This is a genomic window from Rathayibacter sp. AY1D5 (assembly GCF_002932515.1).
In the GTDB taxonomy this organism is placed as follows: Bacteria; Actinomycetota; Actinomycetes; order Actinomycetales; family Microbacteriaceae; genus Rathayibacter.
In genome coordinates this window covers 44,635-64,574 of sequence record NZ_PSVU01000001.1, presented here as the reverse complement: position 1 = coordinate 64,574, position 19,940 = coordinate 44,635, and the positions used below count along the sequence as shown (strand labels likewise).

Genomic DNA, 19,940 nt, shown 5'->3' with positions numbered 1-19,940 from the left:
GACTACGCCTGGTGGGCGGCCTGCAGGTCGAGGGTGATGGTGACCTTCTCGCCGATGAGCACGCCACCGGTCTCGAGGGCCGCGTTGTAGGTCAGACCGAAGTCGGTGCGGTCGATGGTGGCCTTGGCGGTGAGGCCGGCCTTGTAGTTGCCGTAGGGGTCGGTGCCGAAGCCGCCGAACTCCACCTCGAAGGTGACGGGCTTGGTGGTGCCCTTGATGGTGAGCTCGCCGTCGACGAGGAAGTCGTCGCCGTTCGGGCGGACGGCGGTCGAGACGAAGTGGATCTCCGGGTACTGCTCGGCCTCGAAGAAGTCGCCGGTGCGGAGGTGGCCGTCGCGGTTGGGCTCGTTGGTGTTGACGGAGGCGACCTCGGCGGTGGCCTCGACCTTGGAGTCGAGCGGGTTCTCGCCGGTGGTGAACGTGGCGGTGAAGCGCTCGAACTTGCCCTTGACCTTGCTGATCATCAGGTGGCGGACGCTGAACGCGACCTCGCTGTGGGTGGGGTCGATGACCCAGGTGCCGGCCTTGTAGCCGGGGATGGTGACGGTGTCGGTCATGGTTTCTCCTCGAGTGTGACGGTCGTCGCGGGGAGAGCGTCCCCGTCCGATGTATGCAAGCGCATCGACGTCGATCAGTATTCCATGTAGCGACAACTATTTCATCCACGTTCCGTCGAAGGATCGGCGGACACCGCGTGAACACGGAGCGCCGCACCCCGGACGGGGGTCGGAGACGCTCCCCGAGCAGTCGTCAGCGGTCGGCGGGAGCCGGGTTGCGGATGCCGAGGAGGGAGACGACGCCGCCGGCGACCAGGAGGGCGGAGGTCGCGACGGCGGCACGGGAGAAGCCCTCGACGTCGAGCGAGTCGCCGACCACGAGCGAGGTCGCGGCGATGGCGACCAGCCCCGCGATGCGCGAGACGGCGTTGTTCACGGCGGAGCCGACTCCGCTGTGCCCGTCCTCCACCGCGCCGAGGATCGTCGAGGTCAGCGGAGCGACCGTCACCGCGAGGCCGAAGCCGAACAGGAGGATGCCCGGCAGCAGCTGCGTGGCGTAGTCGGCGCCCTCGTCGACGAAGGAGAGCAGGAGGAACCCGGCCGCGGCGATCAGCGGTCCGACGCCCATGAAGAGCCGCGGGCCGAACCGCGCCGACAGCGACCCGGAGACCTGCGAGAGCAGGAGCAGCAGGATCGTCGGCGGGAGCGTCGCGAGCCCGGCCAGGGTCGCCGAGAAGCCCAGGGTCTGCTGCAGGAACAGGCCCAGCGCGAAGAAGCCGAAGGAGAGCGCGCCGTAGACGAACGCCGTCGAGACGTTGCCGACGGTGAAGTTCCGCGACGCGAAGAGCGACAGCGGCAGCATCGGATGCGCCGCTCGCCGCTCCCACACGACGAACGCGACGAGGGCGGCGACTCCCCCGATCAGGGCGGTCAGCACGAGCGGATGCTGCATCCCGAGCCGCTCCTGCTCGATCAGCGCGAACACCGGCCCTCCCAGGCCGATCACCCCGAGCACCGCGCCGACGCCGTCGATCGGCACCCGGGTCCCCGAGTCGACCGCGCCGAGCCTGCGCAGCAGGACCAGCGTCACCGCGATCGGCAGCAGGTTGAGCGCGAAGACGTACCGCCACGAGCCCGCGTCCACCAGCAGGCCGCCGAGCACGGGCCCGGCGATCGTCGCCGTGCCGGTCCAGGCCGTCCACGCACCGATGGTCCGAGCCTGCGCGGCGCCGTGGACGGTCGCGATGATGAGGGCGAGCGAGCTGGGCACGAGGATCGCGCCGGCGGCACCCTGGAGCATCCGCGCCACGATGAGGACCTCGGCGGTGGGGGCCAGCGCGCACAGCAGCGAGGTGACGCCGAAGCCGATCAGGCCGATGGTCATGCTGCGGGCCCGGCCGATGCGGTCGGCGAGCGAGCCGGCCACGAGGATCAGCGCGCCGAGCGTGATCAGGTACCCGTCGACCACCCACTGCTGCACCGCGAGCCCGCCGCCGAGCTCGCGGGTGATGGCGGGCAGGGCGACGTTGACGACGGTGCCGTCGAGGAAGGCGACGAAGGAGGCGAGGACGGCCACCACGAGCACCGCGCGGCGGCGCGTCTCGGCGGGGTCGGCGGAGGCGGTCATGCTCGGGCTCTGGTCACCCGCTCACCGTACCGGCGGCCGCCGCTCCCGGAGCCGGGAGGGCGGGCATCAGGGCCCCCGAGCGCGGCCGCACGACGGATCCAGACTCGTCGCCTACTCTCGTAGCCATGTCTGCGCAAGGAACCGCCCGCGGCGGCGTGCTCGCCCGGGTCCTCGGGATCGTCGGAGCCAGCCTCGCCGGGGGCCTGCTGATCACGGTCGGGGTCACTCCCGCCCTCGCCGTCACCGGTCTCGCCGAGAACAACCCGATCGGGCTGTTCGAGACGGTGCCGGAGTACCTCGAGCTCGGCCAGCTGGCCCAGAAGACCGAGATCTACGCCAAGCGCACCGACGGCTCGGACGAGCTGCTCGCCTCCTTCTACGCGCAGAACCGCGAGGAGGTGGCCTTCGACCAGGTCAGCCAGTCCGTGAAGGACGCGGCGGTCTCGACCGAGGACCCGCGCTTCTACGACCACGGCGGCGTCGACCTGCAGGGCACGATCCGCGCGGTGCTCAGCAACATCGTCGGCGGGGACCTCCAGGGCGGATCCTCCATCACTCAGCAGTACGTCAAGAACGTCCTCGTGCAGAAGGCGGAGTCGCTGAGCGCGACCGACGAGGCGGCCTCCGAGGCCGCCTACGAGGAGGCGACCGCGACCACTCCGAGCCGCAAGCTCAAGGAGATGAAGCTCGCCGTCGACCTCGAGAAGAAGTACAGCAAGGACGACATCCTCCTCGGCTACCTCAACATCGCCGGCTTCGGCGGCCAGGTCTACGGCATCCAGGCGGCGGCCGAGTACTACTTCTCGACCAGCGCGGCCGACCTGAGCCTCGCGCAGGCCGCGAGCCTGATCGCCACGGTCAACAACCCCAACGGCCTCAGGATCGACCAGCCCGAGAACATCCCGGACAACAAGATCCGCCGCGACTACGTCCTCGACCAGATGCTCCAGGAGGGGAAGATCTCGCAGGCCGACCACGACGCCGCCGTCGCCGAGGAGGTCGTCCCCGCGATCACGCAGACGCCCACCGGCTGCCAGACCGCCGGCAACGCGGCCTTCTTCTGCGACTACATCACCCGCGTCGTCCAGAACGACCCGGCGTTCGGCGACGACGCGGACACCCGCCTCGCGAACTTCCAGCGCGGCGGCTACAAGATCTACACGACGCTCGACCGCGACCTGCAGGACACCGCGGCCAACGCGACGAACAACGCCGTCCCCAAGGTCCCCACCCTCGACACCAACATCGGCAGCGCGACCGTCTCGATGGAGGTCGGCACCGGCCGGATCCTGGCGATGGTGCAGAACAAGGACTACGACGCGGCCGGCGCCGTGAACGGCGCGAACTTCTCCGCCGTCAACTTCAACACCGACACGGCCTACGGCGGCTCCGCCGGGTTCCAGGTCGGATCGACCTACAAGGTGTTCACGCTCGCGCAGTGGCTCGCGAGCGGACGCAGCCTGAACGAGACGATCAACGGCCGAGAGCGCACCTTCTCGGGCTTCCCCGCCAGTTGCGCGCCGGGCGGCGAGCTCGACACCTCCTACGAGGTCAACAACGACGACAGCGAGAACGGCAGCTACAGCGTGCTGACCGGCACGATGCAGTCGATCAACACCGTCTACGTCTCGATGGCGCAGCAGCTCGACCTCTGCGCGATCCGCGACCGCGCGGTCGGCTTCGGCGTGAAGGCGGCCGACGGCGGCGAGGTCGACTACAAGCCGTCCGCCGTCCTCGGCTCGGACACGCTCATCTCCCCCCTCTCGATGGTCACCGCCTTCGCCGGCTTCGCCAACAACGGCACCGCCTGCTCCGCGATCGCCATCGACTCGATCACCGACGCGACCGGCGCCGCCGTCCAGCCGCCGACCTCCACCTGCAACCAGGCCCTCAGCCCCGAGCTGACGGCGGTCGCGAACTACGCCCTGCAGCGCGTCGTCACCGGCGGCACGGCCGCCCAGTCCGACCCGGACGACGGCATCGAGCACATCGGCAAGACGGGCACCACCGACAACGCGGAGTCGACCTGGATGGACGGGGCGAGCTCGCGCGTCGCGACCGTGGTCTGGGTGGGCAACATCGACGGCCACACCTCGATGCGCGAGGTCCGCTTCCCGAACTCGGAGCTCGAGAGCCGCCCGTACGCCTCCAACATCCGCCACTACATCTGGAACTCGGTGATGACCCGCGCCGACCAGAAGTACGGCGGAGACGACTTCGAGGAGCCCAGCAGCGCCCTGCTGAACGGCCGCCAGATCGCCGTGCCGACCGTCTCCGGCCGCTCGGTCGACGACGCCACGGAGGCGCTGGAGGACCTCGGCTTCGACGTCGAGGAGGGGGCGACCATCGACTCGTCGCTCCCGGCCGGCGTGGTGGCGGGCACCGACCCGGCCGCGGGCACGACCGTCGCGCGCTACTCCGACATCGCCCTGCTGATCAGCAACGGCTCGCAGGTCCCGGCTCCCGCCACCCAGGCACCGGCTCCGGCTCCGACCGGCACGGGAGTCCCCGCGACCGAGGCTCCCCCGGCGACGCCCACGGCGACCCCGACAGCGACAGCCACGGCGACTCCGACGGCGGAGGTCGAGGAGTGAGCTTCGACGCGGACTTCCTCGGCGTCCCCGCGGGTGCGCCGCTCCTGAGGGTCGAGCGCCCGGTGCGGCTCCTGCCGTACACGCACTTCGAGGTGCTGCTGGATCCGGAGCGGCGCCTGGCCGTCTCGACGGCCGTGAACATCGACGGCGCGCGCCTGGTCGAGCTCGGCCGCGGCGACGACTGGCACCTCGACGACCGCATCCCCGCCTCCGAGCAGACCGGGCCGGAGGTGTACGCCCGCAACGACCTCGACCGCGGCCACCTGGTCCGCCGCCGCGACCCCGTCTGGGGCGACCGGGACGAGGCCGCCGCGGCCAACCGCGACAGCTTCTGCTACACGAACGCCGCGCCCCAGGCGAGCGGCTTCAACCAGTCGCAGGAGCTGTGGCTCGGGCTCGAGACGCTGGTGCTCGAGTACGCGCAGACCTGGCGCACGCGCCTGAGCGTCTTCACCGGGCCCGTGCTCGCGGACGACGACCCGGTCTACCGCGGTACGGGCATCCCCCGCCGCTTCTGGAAGATCGCGGCGTGGAGCCCGGACGGATCGACGCTCGCGACGAGCGCGTACCTGCTCGACCAGAGCGAGCTCGTGGAGCGCGTGCGCGAGGGCCTGGTGCCGCTCGGCGGCTTCAGGACGTTCCAGCTGCCGGTCGCCGTGATCGGCGAGCTGACCGGTCTCGACGTGGACCTCCTCGCCGGGGCCGACGTGCTCGGCTCGGCAGGACTCCGGCCGGAGCCGTGGCGCGAGATCGTCGAGCCGTCCGACGTGGCGAGCGGCCTCCTCCCCCGCTGAGGCTCCGCCGGGGGCAGGATGGGCGGATGAGCACCCCCGTCCTGGTCGAGATCACCTCCTGCGCCGTCGTCCTCCGCGACCCGGAGGGTCCGCTCGTCCGCGTCGACGAGGCGGGCTACCTCCGCGGCGACGGGGTCTTCGAGACCGTCGCGGTCCTCGACGGACGTCCCCGCGCGCTCGGCGAGCACCTCGCGCGGCTGGCCGGATCGGCCCGGGCCGTCGGGCTGACGATCCCGGAGGCGCCCCTCTGGTCCCGAGCGGTCGACCTCGCCGTGGCGGAGCACGATCGGGTCGACGACCTGACGGTCCGCTTCATCGCCGCCCACGGGTCGGGCGACTCCGCCCGGTGCACCGTGCGCGCGGCTCCGACTCCCGACTCGAGGGCGCTCCGGGAGAAGGGCGCGGCCGTCGTCGTGCTGGACCGCGGGTACGAGAGCGGTCCGCTCGCGCCGTGGCTGCTCCCGGGCGTCAAGACCACCTCGGGCGCCGTCACCCGGGCGGCGCTGCGCGAGGCGGCATCCCGGGGCGCGGACGACGTGGTCTGGCGCACGAGCGACGGGCTGCTCCTCGAGGGAGCGACGTCGAGCCTGGTGCTCCTCGGCGACGGGGTGCTCGCGACGCCGCTCTCGGGCAGCGTGCTCGCCGGCACGACGGTCGAGCGGGTCCTCGCGCTGGGCGAGCGCCGCGGGCTCGCGTCGTCGCGCCGCGAGCTGCCGGTCTCGGCGCTCACCGGTGCCGATGCGGCGTGGCTGGTGTCGAGCACCCGGCGGGCGATCCCCGTCCGCTCGGTCGACGGCGCACCGCTCGCGATCGACGCCGGCCTGACGGCGGCGTTCGAGGCGGGGCTGCTCGCCGGCTGACCGCGTCCGCGGCTCGGACTCCCTGCGCGTCAGGCCGCTGCGGCCAGCGCGCGGGAGGTGTGCGGGCCGACGCCGGCCTCCTCCGCGTCTCCGAGATCGGCGAGCGTGTCGACGTCCAGCCTCAGCGTCGACGAGCCGGGCAGCACGACGACGGCGCAGCCCGCGTCGCGGTGCCGGGCCAGCGAGCCCGGGCCGAACGCCGGAGCGACGAGGGCTCCGGCCGCCAGCAGGAGCGCCGTGGTGCCGCTCCCCTCGCGGTCCGGGACGACGGCCGGGAGCGACCGCGTCGCGAGCGCCTCGGAGAGGTCCGACGGCAGCAGGGCGGGCAGGTCCCCGGTCAGCACGATCACCGGGGCGCCCGGCCGGCGGTGCAGGGCGGCCTCGGCTCCCCCCGACACGGCGGTGTCGAGGGTCCCCGGGTCGGGCACCACCACCAGCTGCGGGTGCTCCGCCCGTGCGCGGTCGGCCGCACCGGCGTCGGAGGTGACCAGGAGAAGGCTCGTCACCGCCTCCGCGGCGGCCACCGCGGCGAGCGTGTCCAGGAGGAACGCCTCGGCCAGCGCCGCGCGGCCCGGCACGTCGAGGCGCGTCTTCGAGCCGCCGCGGCCCTTGAACACGACGACCGCGCTCCAGCCGGTCACGCGCGCTCCTCGCGCGAGGCGGCTCCGGCCGCGAAGCCCTCAGCGAAGGCCTCGTCGGCGCCGAGGCGGAACATGTCGTCGGGGCCCGTGCGGGTCAGCGTGCGGGCGCCCGGGCTCTCGACTCCCGTCACCAGGCGGGCGAGCCCGCGGACGACGGCGACGGGGCGACCGCTCGCCTTGCCCTTCACCAGGTCGCCGAGCGCGGCGATCTCGTCCGCCACGGCCGGCATGGTCACTCCCAGCGTGCGCCCCAGGGCGTCGACCCCGCCGCGGAGGTCGTCGATCACGAGGACGCCCGCGGCTCCGATGGCCGCGTCGGTCTGCCCGACCCGCCACGCGCGGCCCAGGGTGTCGCTGACGAGCACGCCCACCTCCACGCCGAGCCGCTCCCGGAGGCCCGCGCAGAGGGCCCGTGCCGAGGCGTCCGGGTCGACGGGGAGGAGGAGGACCGTCCCCTCCGCGACGTTGCTGGCGTCGACTCCGGCCGCCGCCTGCACGATCCCGAGGCGGTTCTCCACGATGCGGGTGACGCCGGACCCGTGCGCCCGGGTGGCGACGACGCGGACGGTCTCGGCCGTGATCGCGTCCTCGCGGTCGGTCGCGGCGACGACGCGCCCCTCCGCCTTCGAGACGATCTTGCTCGTGACCACGAGGATGTCGCCGTCCGCGGGCCGGTCCTCCTCGAGGGCGGCGGCGACGGCCGCGAGGATCAGCTCGAGCAGGTCGTCACCGGGAGTCACCTCCGGGATGCCGTCGAGGGCCCAGGCCTGCACGCGCGTCTCGCTCACCGGTCCATTCTCCCGGCTGCCGCGGGCGCACGGGTCCACGGCCCGAGATCGCCCGGGCAGGCGATCGGCGGCGCCTCAGCCGGCGGCGAGGTACGCGGCGACCGCGGGCGGCACGTAGGGGGCGACGTCGCCGCCGAGGGAGGAGACCTGCCGCACCAGCGAGCTCGACACGTGGGCGTGCGCGGGGTCGGGCAGGAGGAACACCGTCTCGACGTGCGCGAGGTTGCGGTTCACGATCGCCATGGGGGTCTCGTACGCCACGTCGACCTGCGAGCGGATGCCCTTCACCAGGATGCTCGCCCCGACGTCGGTGCAGTAGTCGACGAGCAGGCCCATGCTCCACGAGGCGACGACGATCCGCCCCTCGACCCCCGCCTCCGCGATCGACTGCTCGATGAGCGAGACGCGCTGGGCGATCGGCAGCAGCGCCGTCTTGGCGGGGTTGTGCACCACCACGACGTGCAGCTCGTCGACCAGGCGCGCGGCCCGCTCGATCACGTCGAGATGACCGAGGGTCACGGGGTCGAAGGAGCCGGGGACGACGGCGATGCGGGCCATGCCGACAGAGTAGCGGGCGGGCACCGCCTAGCTCTTGGCGAGGAACTCCCGGTCGCGGTCCTGCACGCGGCGCTCGAGCGCGGCACGGAGCCGGTCGTGCGCGGCGAGCGACGGGTCCTCCGCGAGGAGCCGCTCGGCCAGCGCCCGCGCCTCCACGATCACGTCGGCGTCCTGCACCACCCGCAGCAGGCGGAGCGACGAGCGCCCGCCGGACTGCGAGTCGCCCAGCACGTCGCCCTCGCGGCGCAGCTCCAGGTCGACCTCGGCGAGCGCGAAGCCGTCGAGCGTCGCGGCGACCGCCTCCACCCGCTCGCGCGCGACCGTCCCCGCCTCCGCCGCCGTCACGAACAGGCACACCCCCGCGACGCCGCCGCGCCCGATGCGCCCGCGGAGCTGGTGCAGCTGCGAGACCCCGAACCGCTCCGCGTCGAGCACGACCATCATCGAGGCGTTCGGCACGTCCACGCCGACCTCGATGACCGTCGTCGACACCAGGACGTCGATCTCCCCCGCGGCGAAGGAGCGCATCACGGCGTCCTTCTCCTCCGTCGTCATCCGCCCGTGCAGCGCGGCCGACCGCCGCTTCCCGAGCAGCGGATGCGCGCGCACGCCCTCCAGCGTGGCCGCGACGGTCGTGAGCGGCGCGGCGGCGTCCTCCTCGGGCGGCTGCGCGCCCTCGGCGGGCTCCCCCGGCTCGATCGCCGGGCAGACGAGGTAGACCTGGTGGCCCGAGCGGATCTCCTCCTCGGCGCGCTCCCACGCCCGCGCGATCCACGCGGGATGGTCGGCGAGCGGGACCACGTGGCTCGTGATGCCGGGGCGCCCGGCGGGCAGCTCGCGGATGGTCGAGGTGTCGAGATCGCCGAAGACCGTCATGGCGACGGTCCGCGGGATGGGCGTGGCCGTCAGCACCAGCACGTGCGGCGGGGTGGCGCCCTTCCTGCGCAGGGCGTCCCGCTGGTCCACGCCGAAGCGGTGCTGCTCGTCGATCACGACGAGGCCCAGGTCGTAGAAGGAGACCGCGTCGCCGAGGAGGGCGTGCGTGCCGACGACGATCTTCGCCGTGCCCGAGACGATCCGGAGGAGGGCCGCGCGGCGCTGCGCCGCCCCCAGCCCGCCGGTGAGGAGGGTCGGCACCAGCTCGGCCGCGAGCTCCGGGCCGAGGGTCCTCGCGATCGAGCGGAGGTGCTGCCCCGCGAGCACCTCGGTGGGAGCGAGCAGCGCCGCCTGCCCGCCGCTCTCGGCCGTGGCGAGCATCGCCCGGAGCGCGACGAGGGTCTTGCCGGAGCCGACCTCGCCCTGCACCAGCCGGGTCATCGGGCTCTCGGCCGCCAGATCGGCGGCGATCTCGTGCCCCACCGCGGTCTGGTCGCCGGTGAGGGCGAAGGGCAGCGCGGCGTCGAAGCGCTCGAGCAGCCCGCCGGGGCCGGGCACGCGGGCGGTCGCGGGGCTGCTGAGCGCCGAGGCCCGGCGCTCGAGCAGGGCGAGCTGCAGGAGGAACGCCTCGTGGAAGCGCAGCGTCTCGCGCGCCTGCGCCTCCTCGCCCTCCCGCTGCGGGCGGTGGATCAGCTCCAGCGCCTCGCCGAGGCCCAGCAGCGAGCGGCCGGCGCGCACCTGCTCGGGCATCGGGTCGGGCACGTCGCGCAAGCCGTCCAGCAGCACGCCGATCGCGGCCTGGAGCTGCCAGCTCGAGATCGCGCTGGTCGCCGGGTAGATCGGGATCGGCCGCTCGGCCCAGTCCTTCGCGAGCTCACCGCCTCCCGTCTCCGTCGCGGCGGCCTCCTCGTCGTCGAACAGACGGTAGTCGGGATGCGTGAGCTGCGGGGTGTCGCGGAACATCGAGACCGTGCCCGCGAAGATCCCGCGCACGCCGCGGTGGAGCTTCGCCGCGCGCCAGGGCTGTCCGAAGAACGTCAGCGAGAGCGTGCCCGAGCCGTCCGAGATGACGACCTCGAGCAGGGTGCCGCGCCGGTTGCGCATCGGCCGCTCGCGCACCTCGCGCACCTCCGCCACGATCGTCACGCTCTCTCCCACGGGGAGACGCGAGAGCGCCGTCAGCTCGCCCCGCTTCGCGTAGCGGCGCGGGTAGTGGCCCAGGAGCTCGCCGACCGTGCGGTACCCGAAGGCCTTCTCGACCGCACTCGCCGTGCGCGGCCCGATCAGCGGCGCGAGCGAGGCGTCGAGGGGGTCCGGGATCACCTAGCGATCATAGGTCGGACCTCGGACGCGCGAGCCGGGCGACCGGGTCCAGCGCCGAGCGGGGCACGACCGACGCGAGCACCCGACGACCGGCACCCGCGGAGCCGCGGAGCGCGGCGGCCACGGCGGTCGCGTCGTCCCACGCCTCCGACTCGCTCGCGGACGGCGAGTAGCGCCGGCGCTCGACGCGCTCCCGGAGCCCCTGCAGACGTGCCGCCGCTCCGGGGTCGAGGGCGGGAGCCATGCGGGCCTCCTGCGCGCGCGGAGACTCCGTGTCCTCCACGGGGACGCCCAGGTCGCGGGCGGTCGCCAGCAGCTCGGCCCACGCGGCCTCGACGGAGCCGGAGCGCGCGGACCGGCGCCGCAGCGCGCGCTGGACGGCGCGCATCAGCCAGGGGACGAGCACGAGCAGCAGGAGCAGCACCCAGAGCGTCGCCGCGGGAGCCGCCGTGGTGCTCGAGGCGCCGACGGCGCCGGGGGTCGGCGTCGCCGACGCGGCCGTCGGAGTGGGTGTCGCGGCGGGAGCGCTGGTCGCACCGGGCGCGGTGGTCGCGGTCGAGCCCGGGGCGGTGGGGCCCGAGGACGCCGTCGCGCTCGGCAGGGTGTACGAGGCCGGAGCGCCGCGGCTGGGCGTCGGCTCGAAGGGCAGCCAGCCGACCCCCTCGAAGTACAGCTCGGGCCAGGCGTGCAGATCGGAGGAGAGGACGCGGTAGGTGGTCAGGTCGCTGCCGCCGGAGGGCACGACGGAGCCGGGCTGGTAGCCGATGGCGAGCCGCGACGGGATCCCGAGCTCGCGCGCCATCACCGCCATCGCCGAGGCGAAGTGGACGCAGTAGCCCTCCTTCGTCGTCAGGAACGCCGAGAGCACGCCGACTCCGTCGCCGTCGTAGCCCTCCTCCGCGGGGGTGTCCTCGGAGTAGCGGAACTCGGACGAGCGGAAGTACGTCTGCAGCGCGCGCGCCCGGTCGTAGGCGGTCGGAGCCTCCGCCGTGACCTCCTCCGCGGTGGTGCGGACGATCTCGGGCACGTCGTCGGGGAGCGAGAGGTACCGGTCGACGCCGGACGGCGCGGGCGCGGCGAGCAGCTGCTGCGGGTCGGGCTCGAGCCGCAGCGCCTGCACCTGGTAGTCGTCTCCGGAGCGGGTCGTCGCGTCGCCGCGGATCGAGCCGTCCTGCACGTCCTGGAGCCAGCCGTCGCCGACGCCCGTCAGCGACGAGACCGGATACGGCACGGGGAGCCACTGGCTCCGCAGCGTCTCCACCGAGACGTCGACCTCCTCCGCCTCGCGCGGCACGCTCTCGGAGAGCCCCTCGGGCGCGATCGGCGCCTCGATCGGAGCGGTCTGCTCCGTCTCGCTCGGCGCCCAGTCGTCACCGTCGAAGTCCGAGACGGTCAGCACGCGGAGGTAGACGGGCAGGTCGGAGTCGGTGGCGTAGCGCAGCACGGTCACGGGGTTCGGGCGGCGCAGGTCCGCGCCGAGGGCGACCACCGGGTCGATCGCGCCGTTGAAGAGGCTCCCGGAGACGCCCGAGGGGGCGGTGGTGCGCGCGTAGCCGGCCGCCGAGCCGGCGACGACTCCCGCGCCCAGGACGACGACGGTCACGGCCGCGAAGGCGGGCAGCACGGCCGAGGCCGCGCTCGGGCCGCTCGGGCGGCGGGGGGCGGCCGTGGCGGCGAGCACGCCCGCGTAGGCGAGCGCGGTGACGACGAGGCTCGCCCAGGACACCTCGGAGGGGTCCACGATCGCCGGCACCGCGAGCAGCGCCGCGGGGAACAGACCGGCCAGGGCGGGGAGGCGGACGGAGAAGGCGAACAGGTCGGCCGCCCAGGCGAGCACGACCACCCCGCCGATCAGGAGGAACGAGATGCCGTCGTCGGCGACCGCCGGGAGCCCCTGCTGCGCGATGGACTGGAAGCCGCCCTGCGCGAGCGCCTCCGCCTGCGCGACGGCGCCGGGCGTGGGGATCACGAACAGCAGGGCCCGACCGGGCACGAACATCGCGGTCAGCACGCCGACCATCGTCAGCGTGCCGAGGATCGGCGGGACGACGGGGTGCACGCGCAGAGCCCGGGCGGCGGCCGGGACGCCGAGCACCACGGCGACCGCGCTCGCGAGGAGCACCAGCCAGTCGACGCCGACGAGGAGCCGGCCGATCCCGGCGGCGGCGGCCGTGATCGCGAGGAAGAGCAGACCGCTCAGAGGAGCCGACCCGGCGCGCGGATCGCTCTCGGCGCGGCGGCTCACGCCACCACCCGCAGAGCGAGGGCCTGCGCCCACGCCTCCTCGACGGAGGCGCTCTGGTCTACGGACACGGCGTACCAGCCGAGCGAGGCGAGAGCCGCCTCCTCCTCAGCGGTGCCGGCGACGACGAAGGCGATCGCGGGGCGCGACTGCGCGGCCAGGGAGCCGAGGGCGTCGAGGTCCGACTCGAGGAGTCGGGTGAGCACGGCGAAGACCGGGCGTACTCCCCCCGTGTCGCGCATGTCGGCCGAGATCCGGGTCACCGCGTCGACCGACTCGCGCGAGGGCGCCAGCTCGGCCAGGCGCAGCAGCACGTCGTGCGCCACCTCGCGCTCGTCCTCCGAGTGCTCCGGCTCGCCGTCCGCACCCGTCTCGACGAGGTGGGTCTCGAAGCCGCGGTCGAGCAGGTGCACGGCGAGGGAGGCCGTCATCGACACCGCCCACTCGAGCCGGTCGTCGCCGCGCCGCTCGAGCACGCGCTCGGCCCGGGTCTCGAGGAGGATCCACGCGTGCGGATCGGTGTTCTGCTCGTCCTGGCGGACCATGAGCTCACCGGAGCGGGCGCTCGCCCGCCAGTGCACCCGGCGCATGGCGTCCCCCGGGCGGTAGTCGCGCGGGATCACGTCGTCCGTGCCGGCGCCGGCCGTCGCGTGCGCGACCGGGCTCGATCCGCCTGCTCCGTGCGCGTCCAGGACGTCGCTCTGGAGCGGCACGACCCGCGGAGTCACGACGAACGGCTGCGCAGCCCCCACGACGCTCTCGCGGAGCGCGAGCCCGAGGCCGTCGCCGCGCACCAGGCGCAGCGGGCCGATGCGGTGGATCCCGCGCCGCTCGGCGGGCAGACGGTAGCGGGCGCGCACGCGGCCGCCCGACGGGACGCCCGGCAGCCCGAAGACGCCCTCGGCGACCGGCCGGCCGACGACGACCCCGCGCTCCACGCGCTCGAGCCGGTCGTGGGCGCGCGCCCCGCTGCGGACGGCGCGGCCGCGGTTCTCGAGCAGCACGTCGACCTCCACCACGTCGCCGGCCGCGACGGTCTGGGGAGCGAAGCGGCGCTGCACCCGGAACGACGCCGGCGCCAGGAGCAGGGAGACGAGCGCGCCCAGGGGCAGGCCCAGCAGCACCAGGCCGACGAACAGCAGCTCGCGGAACTCTGTCAGCGGCGCGATCACCACTCCCGCGACGCCCAGCAGAACGAGCGCCCAGCCGCGCAGCGTCAGCGCGACCCCGCGGAGCGCGGGCAGACCGCCGAGACGGGACGACGGCGTCTCGGCGGGGCGGGCCTCAGTCGCCACGGTTGCCGAAGGGGACGGGGGTGGCCGCGACGATGCGCTGCACGATCTCGGTGACCGAGTGCGAGGATCCGGCGCCGGAGCGGCCGGGGAGGCGGGTGGCGGGCAGGAGGCGGTGGCCGAGCACGGGGACGGCGAGCGCGTCCACGTCGTCCGGCACCACGAAGTCGCGGTCGCTGAGGGCGGCAAGCGCCTTCGCGGCGGCGATCAGCTGGAGCGTGGCGCGCGGGCTCCCCCCGAGCCGCAGCTCGGGGTCCACCCGCGTGGCCTGCATGATCGCCACCACGTACTCCTGCACAGGCGGTGCGACGTACACGGAGCGCACGTAGGCCATCATCCGCTCGAGCTCGGCGAGGCCCACGACGGGCCGCAGCTCCTCGAGCGGGCTGGCCGAGTCGCGGGTGCGGATCATCTCGAGCTCGGCGCGCTCATCGGGGTAGCCGAGCGAGAGGCGGGCCATGAAGCGGTCGCGCTGGGCCTCGGGCAGTGAGTAGGTGCCCTCCATCTCGACCGGGTTCTGCGTCGCGATCACGGCGAAGGGGCGCGGGAGGAGGTGGGTGGTGCCGTCGACCGAGACCTGGCGCTCCTCCATGCACTCCAGCAGCGCCGACTGCGTCTTGGGCGAGGCCCGGTTGATCTCGTCGCCGATCAGGATGTTCGCGAAGACCGGGCCCGGCTTGAACTCGAAGTCGCGGGTCGCCTGGTTGTAGACCGAGACCCCCGTGACGTCGGAGGGGAGCAGGTCGGGCGTGAACTGGATGCGCGCGACGCTGCCGCCGACCGAGGCCGCCAGCGACTTCGCCAGGACCGTCTTGCCGGTGCCGGGGACGTCCTCCATCAGGAGGTGCCCACCGGCGAGGAACACCGTCAGCGCCATCGAGACCTCGGCCGACTTGCCGTCGATCACGCGGGTGAGGTTCCCGAGGACGGCGCCGCAGTGCGCCGTGAACTCCTCGCGGGTCAGGGGCGTCTCGGGTGCCGCTCGGCGGCCGACAGCGGAGCGGGTGTCTTCGAGCGACGTCATAGCTACGGATTCTCGCAGTCCTGACGGGAAAAGGGTCCAGGTTCCGCGAGTTCGCAGTGTGCCGCCAGGCAGGAGCCGCGCGGCGGCCACCGGACGCCGCAGGCAGGGGTGCCGCCCTATGCTCGGTCCGGTGACCAGGATCATCGCCGGATTCGCCGGCTCGCTCACCCTCCGGGTCCCGTGCGCGGGCACCCGCCCCACCAGCGACCGCGTGCGCGAGGCCGTCTTCTCGGCCCTCGAGGCCCGGGACGCCCTCGACGGCGCGACGGTGGTCGACCTCTACGCGGGCTCCGGCGCCCTCGGGCTCGAGTCGGCCAGCCGCGGAGCGAGCGCGGTCGTCCTGGTCGAGCGCGACCCGAAGGCCGCCCGGACCGCGGGCGAGAACGCACGGGCGATCGCGACCGCGGCTGCCAAGAACAAGCGGCCCGCCCCGCGGATCGAGGTGGTGACCGGCTCGGTCCGCTCCTTCCTCGACGGCTCCCCGGCCCTCAACACGGACACGGTGTTCCTCGACCCGCCCTACGACCTCGGCGAGGACGACCTCGCCGCCGACCTCGCCAGCGTCCTGCCGCTGCTGCGCGAGGACGCGGTGGTCGTCGTGGAGCGGAGCTCCCGCAGCCCGGAGCCGCGCTGGCCCGCGGGTCTGGAGCGGGAGCGGAGGAAGGACTACGGCGAGACCACGATCTGGTGGGCTTCGCCTGCGTCGCCCGCGCCGGCCGCCTCGCCCGCTTCCTCCCCGGCCGGCTGACCGGCCTCAGCCCGCCGCGCCGTCCCAGCCGAGGTACGGGTCCCAGCCCCCGCGCCCCTCGAGCGCGACCCCGCCCAGGCGCACCTCCGGGCCCCCCTCGCGGACGACCCCGAGCGGGACGAAGCCCTCCGGCAGCGCCGCGGCGGGCGGGAAGCACGCGAGCATCGCGTGGTCCTCGCCACCTCCCAGCACCAGCGCCCTCGCCAGGTCGAGGTCCACGCCCTCCACCCCCGTGAGCCCGCGCGCGTGCACGTCGACCGCCGCGGCATCGAGGTCGATCGCCACTCCGCTCGCACGCGCCATCCGACGGGCGTCGAGCACCACGCCGTCCGAGACGTCCATCATCGCGGTGGCGGTCCCGCCCGCGGCCTCGCCCGCGGAGATCGGCGCGGTCGGGCGCAGCTGCGCCTCGAGGAGGGACGGATGCCGCTCGCGGAGCCGGTCGGCGAGGTCGGCCGACGGCTCCCCGTCCCGCCGCGCCTGCTCGAACAGCAGGCGCAGCCCGAGCCCCGCTCGTCCCAGCGGGCCGGCCACGGCGAGCACGTCCCCCGGCCTCGCACCGCTGCGGAGCACCGGCGGTCGTCCGTCGAGCGAGCCGAACGCCGTGATCGAGAGCGTCAGTGTCGCGGAGGCGGACAGGTCTCCCCCGACGACTCCGCATCCCGGCGCCATCGCGGCGCAGCCGGCGGCGAGTCCGCCCGCGATCCCCTCCAGCACGTCGACGCCCAGCGACTGGGGCGCCGCGAGCGCGACGACGAGCCCGGTGGGACGGGCCCCCATCGCCGCGACGTCGGCGAGGTTCGAGGCCGCCGCCTTCCAGCCCAGGTCCGCCGGGCTCGACCAGGCCAGCCGGAAGTCGGGGCCGTGCACCATCATGTCCGTGGTCACCACGAAGCGGCCGTCGGGAGCCCGCAGCACCGCGCAGTCGTCGCCGGGCCCGACCAGGGTCTCCGCGCCCGGGCCGCCGAGCCGGGCCAGCACCCTCGCGAGCACCTCGCCCTCGCTGAGCTCGGCCAGGGTGGGACTCCGATCCTCTGCCATGGTTCACACGCTAGCGTTGACGGCGATGTCCCCCCGCCGACTCCGCTCCCCCCTCCTCGCCGCCGCCGCCGTCCTGCTGCTCTCGGGCTGCTCGGCCAGCGTCGCACTCGAGCCCGCCGCCGATGCGACGAGCACCGGCTGCGCCGAGGTCTCGGTGCGCCTGCCCGACGTGGTCGCGGAGCAGCCCGAGCGCGAGACGAACGCTCAGGGCACCGCCGCCTGGGGCACCCCGGCCGCCGTCATCCTCCACTGCGGAGTCGAGGTGCCCGGCCCGACGACGGACCTCTGCGTGAACGTCAGCGGAGTCGACTGGATCATCGACGAGACGCAGAAGGACGAGGACATCTACACGCTGACCACCTACGGGCGCGATCCCGCGGTGGAGATCACCGTCGACCAGAGCCGCGCGTCCGGATCCTCCGCGGCGCTCGACCTGGCGAACGCCGTCTCCTACGTCCCGCAGACGCGCGAGTGCACCGACGTCTCGGACGCCGACACCCTCGATCCGACGGACACGCCCACCGGCTGAGTCTCAGCGGTCAGACGCCGAGGGCTCGACTCGCTGCGGTGAGCGCACCATCGGCGGTCGCCCCCAGCTCACGCGCGCGCGACGCGAACACGGCGGCCGCAGCCTGCAGCTCACGCTCCAGCGCATCCACGCCTCCCGCGACGACCGTGCCCGCCCGGCCGCGCGTCTCGACCAGGCCCGCCGACTCCAGCTCCCGGTAGGAGCGGGCGACCGTCCCCGCGGCGACGCCCAGCGTCTCGGCCAGCGCGCGCACCGGCGGCAGCCGCATCCCGACCGGCAGCTCGCCCGCGGCGATCAGAGCGGTGATCTGCTCGCGGATCTGCTCGAAGGGCGCCGCGGCCGCGCCCGCCTCGACGCGGAGCGCGAGCGCCGGCGTCATCGGGCGGCGACCGGGACGCGGTCGAGCGCCGAGTCGAGCAGCTCGCTGATCAGGTCCGGGTAGTCCACGCCGCTCGCGCCCCACATGCGCGGGAACATCGAGACCGGCGTGAAGCCGGGCATGGTGTTGATCTCGTTGACGACGAAGCCGTCGGCGGTGAGGAAGAAGTCGACCCGGGCGAGGCCCTCGGCTCCGATCGCGTCGAAGGCGCGGATCGCGAGTGACCGCATCTCGGAGAGCTCGCCGTCGGTGAGATCGGCCGGGCAGACCAGCTCGATGCCGGACGCCCCGAGGTACTTCGCCTCGAAGTCGTAGAAGCCGCGGCCGGTGACGACCACCTCGCCGGCGACGGAGGCGCGGGCCGGAGCACCGCGGCGGCCGCCGAGCACGCCGATCTCTACCTCGCGGCCGACGATGCCCGACTCGATCAGTACCCGCGAGTCGTGCGCGAACGCCTCCTCCAGCGCGGCCTCGAGCTGCTCGCGCTCGTCGATCCGGCTGACGCCCACGCTCGAGCCGGCCCGCGCCGGCTTCACGAACGCGGGCAGGCCCAGCTCGTCGAGGGCCGAGGAGGCGTCGCCCGGGTCGGCGCGCCACTCCGCCTCGGTCACGAGGTACCAGGGCGCCACCGCGAGGCCCGCGGCCCGCAGCACCGTCTTGGTGAAGTGCTTGTCCATGCCGAGAGCCGACGCGAGCACGCCCGAGCCGACGTAGGGCAGCCCGACGAGCTCGAGCATCCCCTGGACGGTGCCGTCCTCGCCCCACGGGCCGTGCAGGATCGGCAGCACCACGTCGACCTCGCCGAGCGAGCACGTCGCGCCGTCCTCGGTCGTCACGGTGAGCTCTCGCGAGAGGGCGGACTCCGGCCAGCGCACACGGGAGCCGTCGTCCTCGACCCGGGGCAGCGACGCGGCGTCGAGAGCGAACTTCTCGGGACGGTCCTCCTCGAGCACGAAGGCGCCGTCGGAGGTGATCCCGACGGGGATCACCTCGAAGCGGTCACGGTCGATCGCCCGCAGCACCCCGGCCGCCGTTGCGCAGCTGATCGAGTGCTCGCTGGAGCGCCCCCCGAACAGAACGGCCACGCGGAGCTTGCTGGTCATCGAGGTTCCTCTCACCCTGTGGCTCGTCCGAATCCGTGGTCAGGTGCGGCGCGATGTCCTTCGGATCGAGCGTACCGGCGAGCACCTGCGACACCTGCTCGACGATGGGCATGTCGACTCCCCTGGCGCGCGCCAGCTCGAGGACCGGCGCGACGGAGGCGAGCCCCTCCGCCGTCTGCTGCATCGACTTCACCACGTCGGTGAAGCTGTAGCCCTGGCCGAGCAGGCGCCCGGCCGTGTTGTTGCGCGAGAGGGACGAGCTCGACGTCGCGATGAGGTCGCCGAGCCCCGCGAGTCCGGCCATCGTCTCGGCCCGTCCGCCGTACGCGACCGCGAAGTCCGTCATCTCGGCGAGACCGCGCGTGATGATCGACGCCTTCGTGTTCTCGCCGTAGCCGACGCCGTCGACGATGCCGATCGCCACGGCGATGAGGTTCTTCAGCACGCCGCCGAACTCGGTGCCGATCACGTCGGTGTTGACGTAGGAGCGGAAGTAGCGGTTGGTCGCCGCGAGAGCCACCTCCTGCGCGGTGACGAGGCTCTCGGAGGCGATGACCGCCGCGGTCGGCTGCTCCTTGGCGATCTCGAGGGCGAGGTTGGGCCCGGAGGCGACGGCGATCCGGTCGAGGGAGACCGGCAGCATCTGCGCGATCACCTCGCTCATCCGCTGGCCGGTGCCCTTCTCGACGCCCTTCATCAGGCTCACCAGCACCGTGCGCTCGGTGAGGAACGGCGTGATCGCCTCGAGGTTGCTCCGCAGCGACTGCGACGGGATGGAGAGGTAGACGTGGTCCGCGCCCTCCAGCGCCTCCTCGATGCGCGGCGTGGCCCGGATGTTGCGCGGGAGGTTGATGCCGGGGAGGTAGTCGCTGTTGCGCTTGGCCTCGGTGATCTCGCGGGCCAGCTCGGCGCGGCGCGCCCACATCACGACGTCGGAGCCGCCGTCGGCGAGGATCTTCGCGAACGTGGTGCCCCAGCTGCCGGCGCCGAGGACGGCGACGCGGCGGGGCACGGGGATGGGCGC

18 protein-coding genes are annotated in these 19,940 nt (G+C 74.0%); 5 read left to right on the top strand and 13 right to left on the bottom strand.

Annotated features, from left to right (window positions below; genetic code table 11):
* Positions 1-2 precede the first annotated feature (2 nt).
* A complete protein-coding gene (locus C5C82_RS00295; protein ID WP_104237910.1) occupies positions 3-557 on the bottom strand; it encodes a YceI family protein in 555 nt (184 codons plus the stop codon).
* Between the two features lie 193 nt (positions 558-750).
* Positions 751-2,124, bottom strand: a complete 1,374-nt coding sequence (locus tag C5C82_RS00290) for a DHA2 family efflux MFS transporter permease subunit (protein WP_104354436.1) — start codon at positions 2,122-2,124, stop codon at positions 751-753.
* Positions 2,125-2,249: 125 nt separating this feature from the next.
* On the opposite strand from C5C82_RS00290, the gene C5C82_RS00285 reads away from it, so the two are divergent.
* From C5C82_RS00285 to C5C82_RS00275, 3 genes are read left to right on the top strand one after another with little or no spacing between them, the layout of a single operon-like run.
* On the top strand, positions 2,250-4,718 hold the full coding sequence (locus C5C82_RS00285) for a transglycosylase domain-containing protein (protein ID WP_104354435.1): 2,469 nt from the start codon (positions 2,250-2,252) through the stop codon (positions 4,716-4,718).
* On the top strand, positions 4,715-5,512 hold the full coding sequence (locus tag C5C82_RS00280; protein WP_258065867.1) for a DNA/RNA non-specific endonuclease: 798 nt from the start codon (positions 4,715-4,717) through the stop codon (positions 5,510-5,512). Before C5C82_RS00285 ends, C5C82_RS00280 begins: the two co-directional genes overlap by 4 nt.
* Before the next feature lie 26 nt (positions 5,513-5,538).
* Positions 5,539-6,372: an aminotransferase class IV gene (locus C5C82_RS00275; RefSeq protein WP_104354434.1), complete on the top strand. Its 834-nt coding sequence runs from the start codon at positions 5,539-5,541 to the stop codon at positions 6,370-6,372.
* Between the two features lie 29 nt (positions 6,373-6,401).
* Here the strand turns inward: C5C82_RS00275 and cofC are convergent, their stop codons facing one another.
* From cofC to C5C82_RS00240, 7 genes are all read right to left on the bottom strand, one after another.
* Entirely contained in the window at positions 6,402-7,013 is a 612-nt protein-coding gene (gene cofC / locus C5C82_RS00270) for a 2-phospho-L-lactate guanylyltransferase (protein WP_104291481.1), read from the bottom strand.
* Positions 7,010-7,801, bottom strand: coding sequence for a coenzyme F420-0:L-glutamate ligase (locus tag C5C82_RS00265; protein ID WP_258062832.1), 792 nt, complete (start codon positions 7,799-7,801; stop codon positions 7,010-7,012). The genes cofC and C5C82_RS00265 overlap by 4 nt, the downstream gene beginning before the upstream one ends.
* A gap of 75 nt (positions 7,802-7,876) precedes the next feature.
* Complete coding sequence (gene coaD, locus C5C82_RS00260; RefSeq protein ID WP_104223138.1) at positions 7,877-8,359, bottom strand: pantetheine-phosphate adenylyltransferase; 483 nt, start codon at positions 8,357-8,359, stop codon at positions 7,877-7,879.
* A gap of 27 nt (positions 8,360-8,386) precedes the next feature.
* On the bottom strand, positions 8,387-10,558 hold the full coding sequence (locus C5C82_RS00255; RefSeq protein WP_374953764.1) for an ATP-dependent DNA helicase RecG: 2,172 nt from the start codon (positions 10,556-10,558) through the stop codon (positions 8,387-8,389).
* A 7-nt stretch (positions 10,559-10,565) separates the two neighbouring features.
* Positions 10,566-12,803 carry a DUF3488 and transglutaminase-like domain-containing protein gene (locus tag C5C82_RS00250; protein WP_104295029.1) on the bottom strand — a complete coding sequence of 746 codons (2,238 nt, stop codon included), beginning with the start codon at positions 12,801-12,803 and terminating at the stop codon, positions 10,566-10,568.
* Positions 12,800-14,095 carry a DUF58 domain-containing protein gene (locus C5C82_RS00245; protein ID WP_104295028.1) on the bottom strand — a complete coding sequence of 432 codons (1,296 nt, stop codon included), beginning with the start codon at positions 14,093-14,095 and terminating at the stop codon, positions 12,800-12,802. Before C5C82_RS00245 ends, C5C82_RS00250 begins: the two co-directional genes overlap by 4 nt.
* Positions 14,085-15,116, bottom strand: coding sequence for a MoxR family ATPase (locus C5C82_RS00240; protein WP_104225624.1), 1,032 nt, complete (start codon positions 15,114-15,116; stop codon positions 14,085-14,087). Before C5C82_RS00240 ends, C5C82_RS00245 begins: the two co-directional genes overlap by 11 nt.
* A gap of 130 nt (positions 15,117-15,246) precedes the next feature.
* On the opposite strand from C5C82_RS00240, the gene C5C82_RS00235 reads away from it, so the two are divergent.
* The gene (locus C5C82_RS00235) at positions 15,247-15,864 is read left to right on the top strand and encodes an RsmD family RNA methyltransferase (RefSeq protein ID WP_104354473.1); all 618 of its coding nucleotides are present in this window, start codon (positions 15,247-15,249) and stop codon (positions 15,862-15,864) included.
* A gap of 6 nt (positions 15,865-15,870) precedes the next feature.
* Here the strand turns inward: C5C82_RS00235 and thiL are convergent, their stop codons facing one another.
* On the bottom strand, positions 15,871-16,905 hold the full coding sequence (gene thiL / locus C5C82_RS00230) for a thiamine-phosphate kinase (RefSeq protein WP_104295027.1): 1,035 nt from the start codon (positions 16,903-16,905) through the stop codon (positions 15,871-15,873).
* 25 nt (positions 16,906-16,930) lie between these two features.
* Here thiL and C5C82_RS00225 point away from each other — a divergent pair, with 25 nt between their 5' ends.
* The gene (locus C5C82_RS00225) at positions 16,931-17,434 is read left to right on the top strand and encodes a DUF3515 family protein (RefSeq protein WP_104223096.1); all 504 of its coding nucleotides are present in this window, start codon (positions 16,931-16,933) and stop codon (positions 17,432-17,434) included.
* 10 nt (positions 17,435-17,444) lie between these two features.
* Here C5C82_RS00225 and C5C82_RS00220 read toward each other — a convergent pair whose 3' ends face one another.
* Genes C5C82_RS00220 through C5C82_RS00210 form a run of 3 tightly spaced genes read right to left on the bottom strand, consistent with a single transcriptional unit; the run spans position 17,445 to position 19,928 of the window.
* Positions 17,445-17,813, bottom strand: a complete 369-nt coding sequence (locus tag C5C82_RS00220; RefSeq protein WP_104249623.1) for a GntR family transcriptional regulator — start codon at positions 17,811-17,813, stop codon at positions 17,445-17,447.
* Positions 17,810-18,916 carry a D-alanine--D-alanine ligase family protein gene (locus C5C82_RS00215; RefSeq protein ID WP_104295026.1) on the bottom strand — a complete coding sequence of 369 codons (1,107 nt, stop codon included), beginning with the start codon at positions 18,914-18,916 and terminating at the stop codon, positions 17,810-17,812. The genes C5C82_RS00220 and C5C82_RS00215 overlap by 4 nt, the downstream gene beginning before the upstream one ends.
* Positions 18,813-19,928, bottom strand: a complete 1,116-nt coding sequence (locus C5C82_RS00210; protein WP_181027083.1) for an NAD(P)H-dependent glycerol-3-phosphate dehydrogenase — start codon at positions 19,926-19,928, stop codon at positions 18,813-18,815. Before C5C82_RS00210 ends, C5C82_RS00215 begins: the two co-directional genes overlap by 104 nt.
* Positions 19,929-19,940: the final 12 nt, after the last annotated feature.